Here is an 8847-nt window from a genome sequence, read left to right on the forward strand (position 1 = left end):
CAGTTACTCTAGGAGTCAGGAGGCCGGAGTTGAGAGTTGGGGTTTTAGGGTTTTGGGGTTTTAGGGTTTTGGGGTTTTAGTTGAAATTTCCCCATTTCCCCATTTCCCCATTTCCCCATTTCCCCATTTCCCCATTTCCCCATTTCCCCATTTCCCCATTTCCCCATTCCCCCATTTCCCCATTTCCCCATTTCCCCATTTCCCCATTCCCCCATTTCCCCATTTCCCCATTTCCCCATTTCCCCATTTCCCCATTTCCCCATTTCCCCATTTCCCCATTTCCCCATTTCCCCATTTCCCCATTTCCCCATTTCCCCTATCCACTCTCTGTTCCCCGTTACGCAGTTCCAGCGTTCCCTAAAATGGTACGATCGATCCGCGCAGGGGGGCAAGACTTTGTAAAGCGTTTTCAGCCTTATCACGACTGCTAAACGCGCCTATTTGCCAGACGGAACGACCTTTGTAGGAAGTGGGGAAAGCGTCGGGATAGATAGAACGAACTTTGCTGCGATCGCTCTCGGTTTTAGCTTCAATTACTACTTTAAAACCTTTGCGGCCACTATTGCTCATATTACCACTACTGGGATTAGCAGCTGGTCGATTAAAAGTAATCACATCCGATAAACTTCTCTGATTGCCTAGGTTGCGCGGCGGTGGTGGTACAATTGCATTATTATTCTGGGAATTGGGAGGAGTTAGGGGGGGTAAATTAGGGGTAACGGTCGGCTGTGGGGTAAAATTTGACTCTGGTACTCGATTAGTGACCCCTGGCTGAGGATTGCTCTCTACTGCTGTTTCTGCAGCGGTAAAGGTATATTCTCGCACTTCGGGATTAGCGGAAGGATTAACCGGTGTTTCTGCTTTGACGGATTCTCTGGGGGGGGGTGTGGGGGGGATAGACGATTGGGTACCCGCGAGTAATTCCGGGGGAGGATTGAAACTGGGACTATCGGCAGTTAGATAGATATGACTGAGATTTTGACCGGCTAGACTGCGTTTAGTAAAGCGCCAGCCATCGATGAGGTAAATTTGCATTAAACCGGTCCCTAAACCTTTTGTCCGTCCAATAATTACCTCCGATTGTCTGGGATTGCGGGGGGTTCCCACGAGGACTAATTCCCCGTTGCGTTGTACGATACGCAGCAGGTATTCTAAACCGTAATCTTCGCCCTGAATGCGAAGGGAATAACCGTTACTGTCGGTAGCCCGTTCACAACTGCCGGTAAAATCGAAATCGAGCAGCAGAGGCTGAACAATGGTCGGTTCTGTGCCATTTACCGCCCAACATTGGCGTTTACCGGGGATTTGTTGCAAAATCAGTAAATCGTATTTACCGTTACCGTAGGGTCGGGCAATAGCGATAAAATCCTCTTGATTAACTTCTCTTTGTTCAAAGAGAGTTGCTTGACTCGGTGTAGTCAGGAGACAACCCCCCAGAAGTGAAAACAGTAGGGTAAATTTTAGGGATGATTTTAGATTCATAAATAAGGAGCCTTGTTATGGAGATCGTACTTGCATTTATTTTATCGATCTAGACGCAAGCCAGAGAATTTTGTTTTCAAAGGAAGAGACTCGACCTAATCCACAGTAGGATAGAGATTGCTAAAAATTGACTCTTGAGTAGAGTGGCAACAAGATGGCGAAAGCGGCGATTATTGGATTGGGAAGATCGGGAATAGCAGCGGCAAGATGCTTAAAACGGGATGGTTGGCAGGTGACATTAAGCGATCGCTCCGATTCTCCCGGTTTACAAGCACTGCAAACCAATCTGGAAAGGGAAGGAATTATTGTCAATCTTGGTCAAAATCTCAGTCTAGAGGCTTCAGACTTACCTAATCTTATCGTGGTTAGCCCCGGGGTGCCTTGGGATGCCCCAATTTTAATTACTGCCAGAGAAAAAGGCATCGAGACGATCGGAGAATTAGAATTAGCTTGGCGTTATCTGCAATCTTCTCCTTGGTTGGGGATTACGGGAACTAACGGCAAAACCACCACCACCGCCCTCTGTGCCGCTATTTTTCAAAAAGCGGGGTTAAATGCCCCTTCCTGCGGTAATATCGGCTATGCTGCCTGTGAATTGGCTTTAAAAGCCGATAAATACGATTGGATTATTGCGGAGATTAGTAGTTATCAGATCGAGTCCAGTCGGGATTTATCGCCGAAAATCGGCATCTGGACAACTTTTACCCCCGATCACCTCAGTCGTCATCAAACCCTGGAAAATTATTATCAGATTAAAGCCTCTTTACTGCAAAGAAGCGATCGCCAAATCCTCAACGGTGATGATCCCTATCTGCGTCAAATCGGTGTTAGTCAATGGCAACAAGCTTACTGGACTTCTGTGAAAGGCAAAGATGCGCTTTTGGGCGATCCTAGTCGTGGTGTTTATCTGCAAGATAACTGGATCGTGGCTTTTGGGGAATTAATTGCCCCGGTTAATCTCCTGAAAATGGTGGGCAGTCACAATCAGCAGAATTTGCTTATGGCTGTGGCCGCCGCTAGATTGGCAGCCATCGAGAAAAAAGCCATTACTGAAGCGATCGCCACTTTCCCTGGGGTTGCCCATCGCTTAGAGTATATTTGTACTTATAAAGGAATAGACTTTATCAATGATAGTAAAGCAACTAACTACGATGCCGCCGCAGTGGGCTTAAAATCCGTCCCTAGTCCAGCGATTTTAATTGCGGGGGGAGAAGCGAAAGCAGGGGATGATCGGGCTTGGATCGCTGAAATTAAGGCAAAAGTCGCCACTGTGCTGCTGATTGGTGACGCTGCCGCCGATTTTGCCCGTCGTTTACAGTCAGCAGGTTATCAAGATTATGAATGTGTAGAAACGATGGACAGGGCAGTTCAACGCGCGGCTGAACTAGGAACAGCAAAAGAGGCTAAAGTGGTGTTATTATCCCCCGCTTGCGCTAGTTTTGACCAATACCAAAGTTTTGAACATCGCGGCGATCACTTTCGGCAATTGTCCTTACAGTTATAGGGAGATGGGGAAGTGGGGGAATGGGGAAGTGGGGGAATGGGGAAGTGGGGGAATGGGGAAGTGGGGAATTTCAACTAAAACCCTAACACCCTAAAACCATGGTGCCGACGACTAAGACGTAATTTTTGTTGCCAAAGATACTCTTTTTTGGCTAAGTTGGGTAAGATCAGGAGAAGTTAACCAAAAAATTAAGAGAAAAAAACGTGCTGGGATCGTCCTTCCATCTTGATCATCTTTTTAAAAAGCCCCTAATTGCCTGTCTTTTGTCCTGTGTGGGTGTCTTGCTGCCGATCCCAGTTTTAGCGACACCGGTGGCAGTGTTAAAAAGTCAAGAAAATGCCAATCAATGGACAGCTATCACCGAACGTTTGCAAAATGTCGGGGTTAATTACTGTATTCTCCAGAGTAATCAGTGGCAAAGCGACGCGGATTTAAATAAAATTAAGGTTCTAATCATCCCCAACGTTGAGACTATTTCCGGTTTACAAGCTGGTGTCTTGAGTCGTTGGCTTAATCGCGGTGGTAAAATTATTGTCACCGGTCCGGCGGGAAATCTTTCGGAACCTGCTGTGCGGAATCAACTGCGATCGCTATTTGGGGCTTACTGGGCCTATCCCCACTCCCAAGCTTACACCCTGCGGCCGACTAATTTAGGTGAACTGAAAAACCAAAAACCTTTAGCCAGCAGTCTCCTCGGTGGCGTGGTTATCCCCACGGGAGTTAATAGCCAAACCGTCGCCGTTTGGGGGGCGCGCAATAATCCCCCCGCCGTTGTCCTCAATAATAACTCGATCTTTCTCGGTTGGCGCTGGGGCAGCGATGCCGTCGCTAATCTCGCCCTCGATAGTGCTTGGCTAGAAACCGCTCTGCAACGCTACGGCATTAATCGCAGTTCTTCTCCTAGCACAATTGCGCCCTATTGTCAAGGGCAATCAACAATAGTTAATAATATTAATAATACCCCAACAGCGATCTCGCGTAGCGATCGCTTTGCAATCGCACCCCGTCGCCCTCTACCCCAGATTGCAGAAAATCCCCCCAGTGAAACAGCGAGATTAAGTCCGAATACCGAGGCAATTCCCCCCAGAGCGAGCCTAACTTCTCAACAAATTAGCCAGATGACGGCGGAATTGCAGGGATTAATCGGGCGTTATGGGGCGACTCTCTTAGCTTTAGAAGCCAGTAATAATAACACTTTAACTACTGATAAATCCTTAGCACAAGCATTTCATAATCGTGGGAAAAATTCCAGCGCATCAGATACAGCTAGACGATTCCGTTTAGTCCTAGAAAATGCCCAAGGAACCTTAAATAATTTTCAGAATTTAATCGCCCAGGGTTCCTATACGCAAGCGCGGGAATTTTGGTTACAAGCGCGGCGAAGTCTTTGGGATAATTATCCCACTAATCGACAATTTGCCCAACCAGAAATACGGGCAATGTGGTTAGATCGAGGCACGATCGTACAAGCTAAAAACGAGGAGGATTTAGCTAAAGTATTCGATCGCATGGCGGCAGCGGGTATTAATGTGGTCTTTTTCGAGACAGTTAATGCTAGTTATACTATTTATCCCAGTCAAGTTGCCCCCGAACAAAACCCTTTAACTAGAGGTTGGGATCCCCTCAAAGTTGCCGTTAAATTAGCCCATGAACGCAATATGGAAATCCACGCCTGGGTGTGGGTTTTTGCGGCGGCTAATCAAGCTCATAATAAAGTATTAGAGCAACCATTAGATTATCTCGGTCCAGTTTTATCCCGTAATCCCGATTGGGGGGCAACTAATAAAAGTGGTGGTTCTTTTGATTACAGTCAAGGCACGAAAAAAGCCTTTTTTGATCCTGCTAATCCCGACCTACAGAACTATCTTTTATCTCTTTACGAGGAGATTGTCAAAAATTACGATGTGGATGGCTTGCAGTTAGATTATATTCGCTATCCCTTCCAGAGTCAAGATTCTAATCAAACCTATGGTTATGGTAAATCCAGCCGTTGGTTATTTAAACAAATGACGGGAGTTGATCCCATTACTTTAAATCCCCGGGGTGCTTTATGGGAACAATGGACTAGCTTTAAAATCCGTCAGGTTGATACTTTTGTTTCGCAGGTTTCTACTCGTTTAAAACAGATTCGCCCCCAATTAAAAATGTCGGCAGCGGTGTTTCCCCTAGAACAAAAAGAACGATTATATCGTATTCAACAAAACTGGGAGGAGTGGGGACAAAATCAATGGATAGACCTGATCTTTTTAATGACTTATGCTCTCGATACAGGGACTTTAGAAGATAAAACTAAGTCTTTATTTGATCGGCAAATAGCAGGAAATGCTCTGATTATACCCGGTATCCGTCTGTTAAAAGTACCCGATCAAGTCATGATAGATCAACTACAATTTATTCGCAATCTTCCCACTTCGGGATTCGCTCTTTTTGCCACAGAAAATCTCAATCCCAACCTGCAAACAATTCTGAATCGCATTCAGGGATCGATAATTACGAAAAAAGCCGAACCTTTACCCCACCGTCAACCCTTCAAAACGGCAGCAGCGCGGTTTAATTTCCTGCGTCAAGAGTGGAGTTTTTTAATAACGAATAATTTATGGGCAATGGAAGAAGGAACCTTAAAAACTTGGGGGCAAGAAGTGGACGAAATGGCTAATTTATTAGAGCAATTAGCTAATAATCCCAGCCCTCGCAATTTGACTTTAACTCAAAATGCCTTAAAGCGATTTAGCTATCAATTTAAATCTGTGATGTCCAGACAAAAGGATTTATCTGCCTATCAAATACAGGTCTGGGAAAATCGCCTCGCAACCCTACAAAGTCTCTTAAGTTATGGTCAAAGGGTTGAGTTTTAATTAGGGTTTACTGAAAAAGTTTGTCGGTGGAGACAGGAGACAGGAGATAAGTAGGTGGGTGGAATTAAATATAAGATGAACGTAGGTTGGGTTGAAGCATGAAACCCAACGCCCGCTCATGTTACGCTACCGCTAACCCATCCTACAAATAATTGAGCCTCCCTACTTAGGAGATTATTTTATTTATTCTCCCCACACCCCACACCCCACACCCCACCTCCTCACACCCTCTTGTCAGAGGCCTGCCCGAATATGTAACAATTTATGGAAGAAACCCCCAAGCAAATTTAACGAGAAAAACATGGCAGCTACAATTAAGAAAGGAGCTTTAGTCCGCGTGGTGACGGGAAACCTAGAAAATAGCCTGGAGGCACTAGCCAGCGATCGCCGTTTACCCAGTTATATGTTCGACTCGACAGCAGAAGTCTTGGACGTAAAAGATGATTATGCTTTGATTAAATTCTACGTTCCTACCCCCAGTGTGTGGCTAAAGCTCGAACAACTGGAACCCGCCTGATGAGGAATTGCCTCATCCATAAACCATGGTTGACTTCTACGATACACCCCTCCCCTGTCAATCGCCCCGAGTCTCGGTTATTGGTGCCGGCAACGTCGGACGCACCCTGGCCCAACGCATCGCCGAAAAAAACCTCGCCGATGTGGTTCTCCTCGATATCGTCAATGGTTTGCCCCAGGGTATTGCCCTAGATTTGATGGAAGCTCAGGGTATAGAACTGCACGACAGCGAGATTATCGGCACTAATAACTACGAAGACACGGCAGGTTCGGATATTGTCGTGATTACGGCTGGATTAGCCAGAAAACCGGGCATGAGTCGCGATGACCTCATGAATGTTAACGCCAAAATTGTCGTCGAGGCCGCCACTAAATGCCTCAAGTATTCTCCGGAAGCCATTTTTATCGTCATCACCAATCCCCTGGATGTGATGACCTATCTAGTCTGGCAAGCGACCGGTTTACCCCCCCAAAGAGTGATGGGAATGGCAGGAGTCCTCGATTCTTCCCGTTTACAAACCTTTATCGCCATGGAATTGAGGGTTAGTACCGCCGACGTTCATGCTATGGTTTTGGGTGGTCACGGTGATTTAATGTTGCCCTTACCCCGTTACTGCACCGTCAGTGGTGTGCCGATTACCGAATTAATGGACGAGATGACGATTAACCGTTTAGTGGAGAGAACTCGCAACGGTGGGGCTGAAATCGTCAAATTACTGCAAACTGGCGGCGCTTATTACGCCCCTGCTTCCTCTGCCTGTACCATGGTCGAGACGATATTGAGAAATCAATCCCGTTTACTGCCGGCGGCAGCCTATCTCAAGGGTGAATACGGTTTACAGGATGTTTATCTGGGGGTTCCCTGTCGCCTAGGATGTCGGGGTGTGGAAAGTATTCTGGAAGTGCGTTTGACCGATGCTGAACGTCTGGATCTACACACTTCCGCTGCCTCAGTTCGTCAAAATGTTCATTTAGCGCTTGACAGTCTCAAGGTTTTGATGTAGTTAATACAACTCATATTTTAAGAGGGTACAGGGCAGAGAACCGTTATACAAGGGAGTGCGACGGGAAGAACGCAGACCGATTTGTTTAGTCAGTTCTTTGTTTCCCGATAAAATATAGGCTGTCCAACCCTTAAACCTCTGTTTTAAGACATCACCGAAGGATTTATATAAGGCCCCTAATTCTTCGGTATTGCCCAATCTTTTGCCGTAAGGGGGATTACAGAGAATAATCCCTCGATCGCTCGTCGGTTCTAAGTCGGTGATGCTTTGCAAGCTAAAATTAATATAGTCCTGCACTTGACAAAAATAGGCATTATCCTCGGCCTGATGCAAAACCTCATAATCGGCATCACTAGCATAAATTGGCGCATTTAGCTGAAATTTTTGTTTTTCTTTAGCTTCCTGAAGCAAAGATTGCCATAAATCCGGTTGATAGTCTGGCCATTTCTGAAATCCGAACTGGGAACGGGATAAACCGGGGGCAATATTTAAAGCTTTTAACGTCGCTTCGATGACAATGGTTCCCGAACCACAGAAAGGGTCCAAAAGCGCCATATCATCCTGCCATGCCGATAATTCTACCAAAGCAGCGGCGAGACTTTCTTTCAGAGGTGCGACTCCCATGGCCCGATGATACCCGCGACGATGCAAACTGTGGCCAGAACTATCTAAACTAAGCACACAGCGATTCTTCTCGATATGAGCGTTAATTTGCAGGTCGGGGTTTTCTGTATCCACAAAGGAACGGGGATTGCCCTGTTGACGCTGTTGGTCGATAATAGCGTTTTTGATGCTTAAAGCGGTGTAATGGGTGTGATTGAGGCGATCGTTCGTTCCCGTACATTGTACCGCTAAAGTTTCCTCACTGCTGAGATAATCGCGCCAATCAATGGCTTGAATGCCATCATATAGTTCCTTCCCATCCCCACAGGGAATTTCGGCAATGGGAACCAAAACCCGAAAAATAATTCTTGACCAAAGATTGACTCGATAGAGTAGGGAGATATCCCCCTGAAAATGGACTCCGGTGAATACTGGTTTCACTTCTTTGGCCCCTAGGAATTCTAATTCCCTAGCGGCAATTTCTTCTAGTCCCCTAGCGGTAGTAGCAAAATAGGATCGAGTCATTTCAGTTATCAGTTATCAGTTATCAGTTATCAGTTATCAGGTTTCAGTGACTAGCGCCGGTCGTTGGTAGCTTGAAATCAGAAAGATTTTAATTTTTATCCCCTTGTAAATTCCCGATCTGATTCGCTCAAGTCAGTTAAAATGGGTGCATCTCATATTCGTGACTTTCTCTCACCTATAGGTGAGCAGCAGCAGTTAAGTAGGTGGGTAGAATTAAATATAACTGGACTTCCCCCATACATAAATACTAAAAAATTAACAAAACCCTTACTGCAGGTCGCTTCTAAGAAAAAATTGAAAAGAGGCTACTGGGTACATTTTTTACTTGAAAATGGCTGTACCGTTGACTGTATCTGGA

The 8847-nt window shown here is 45.9% G+C and carries 8 protein-coding genes; 5 read left to right on the plus strand and 3 right to left on the minus strand.

Annotated elements, in window-relative coordinates; genetic code table 11:
- Positions 1-44: 44 nt before the first annotated feature.
- Together O9324_RS17945 and O9324_RS17950 are read right to left on the minus strand one after the other, a co-directional pair.
- A complete protein-coding gene (locus tag O9324_RS17945; protein WP_288140894.1) occupies positions 45-311 on the minus strand; it encodes a hypothetical protein in 267 nt (88 codons plus the stop codon).
- Positions 312-357: 46 nt separating this feature from the next.
- Positions 358-1482: a DUF3747 domain-containing protein gene (locus O9324_RS17950; protein ID WP_288140895.1), complete on the minus strand. Its 1125-nt coding sequence runs from the start codon at positions 1480-1482 to the stop codon at positions 358-360.
- Between the two features lie 154 nt (positions 1483-1636).
- Here O9324_RS17950 and murD point away from each other — a divergent pair, with 154 nt between their 5' ends.
- The 4 genes from murD (at position 1637) to mdh (ending at position 7361) form a co-directional block, all read left to right on the plus strand.
- Positions 1637-2986 carry a UDP-N-acetylmuramoyl-L-alanine--D-glutamate ligase gene (gene murD / locus O9324_RS17955; protein ID WP_288140896.1) on the plus strand — a complete coding sequence of 450 codons (1350 nt, stop codon included), beginning with the start codon at positions 1637-1639 and terminating at the stop codon, positions 2984-2986.
- A 203-nt stretch (positions 2987-3189) separates the two neighbouring features.
- Entirely contained in the window at positions 3190-5841 is a 2652-nt protein-coding gene (locus tag O9324_RS17960; protein ID WP_288140897.1) for a glycoside hydrolase family 10-like protein, read from the plus strand.
- A 301-nt stretch (positions 5842-6142) separates the two neighbouring features.
- The gene (locus O9324_RS17965; protein ID WP_002766111.1) at positions 6143-6358 is read left to right on the plus strand and encodes an NAD(P)H-quinone oxidoreductase subunit O; all 216 of its coding nucleotides are present in this window, start codon (positions 6143-6145) and stop codon (positions 6356-6358) included.
- A 25-nt stretch (positions 6359-6383) separates the two neighbouring features.
- Positions 6384-7361: a malate dehydrogenase gene (gene mdh, locus O9324_RS17970; RefSeq protein WP_288140898.1), complete on the plus strand. Its 978-nt coding sequence runs from the start codon at positions 6384-6386 to the stop codon at positions 7359-7361.
- Here mdh and O9324_RS17975 read toward each other — a convergent pair whose 3' ends face one another.
- Positions 7362-8489: a THUMP domain-containing class I SAM-dependent RNA methyltransferase gene (locus O9324_RS17975; RefSeq protein WP_002766109.1), complete on the minus strand. Its 1128-nt coding sequence runs from the start codon at positions 8487-8489 to the stop codon at positions 7362-7364.
- 141 nt (positions 8490-8630) lie between these two features.
- Here O9324_RS17975 and O9324_RS17980 point away from each other — a divergent pair.
- On the plus strand, positions 8631-8847 hold a 217-nt coding region (locus tag O9324_RS17980; protein WP_288140899.1), incomplete at its 3' end, for a hypothetical protein.

This window comes from Microcystis sp. LE19-84.1B (genome assembly GCF_027531875.1).
Classification (GTDB): domain Bacteria; phylum Cyanobacteriota; class Cyanobacteriia; order Cyanobacteriales; family Microcystaceae; genus Microcystis; species Microcystis panniformis.

Excerpts from the sequence above, each read along its gene's own strand:
- O9324_RS17965 (WP_002766111.1), top strand. The coding sequence starts at position 6,143 with ATGGCAGCTACAATTAAGAAAGGAGCTTTAGTCCGCGTGGTGACGGGA.
- O9324_RS17950 (WP_288140895.1), bottom strand. The coding sequence starts at position 1,482 with ATGAATCTAAAATCATCCCTAAAATTTACCCTACTGTTTTCACTTCTG.
- O9324_RS17945 (WP_288140894.1), bottom strand. The coding sequence starts at position 311 with ATGGGGAAATGGGGAAATGGGGAAATGGGGAAATGGGGAAATGGGGAA.
- murD (WP_288140896.1), top strand. The coding sequence starts at position 1,637 with ATGGCGAAAGCGGCGATTATTGGATTGGGAAGATCGGGAATAGCAGCG.
- mdh (WP_288140898.1), top strand. The coding sequence starts at position 6,384 with ATGGTTGACTTCTACGATACACCCCTCCCCTGTCAATCGCCCCGAGTC.
- O9324_RS17975 (WP_002766109.1), bottom strand. The coding sequence starts at position 8,489 with ATGACTCGATCCTATTTTGCTACTACCGCTAGGGGACTAGAAGAAATT.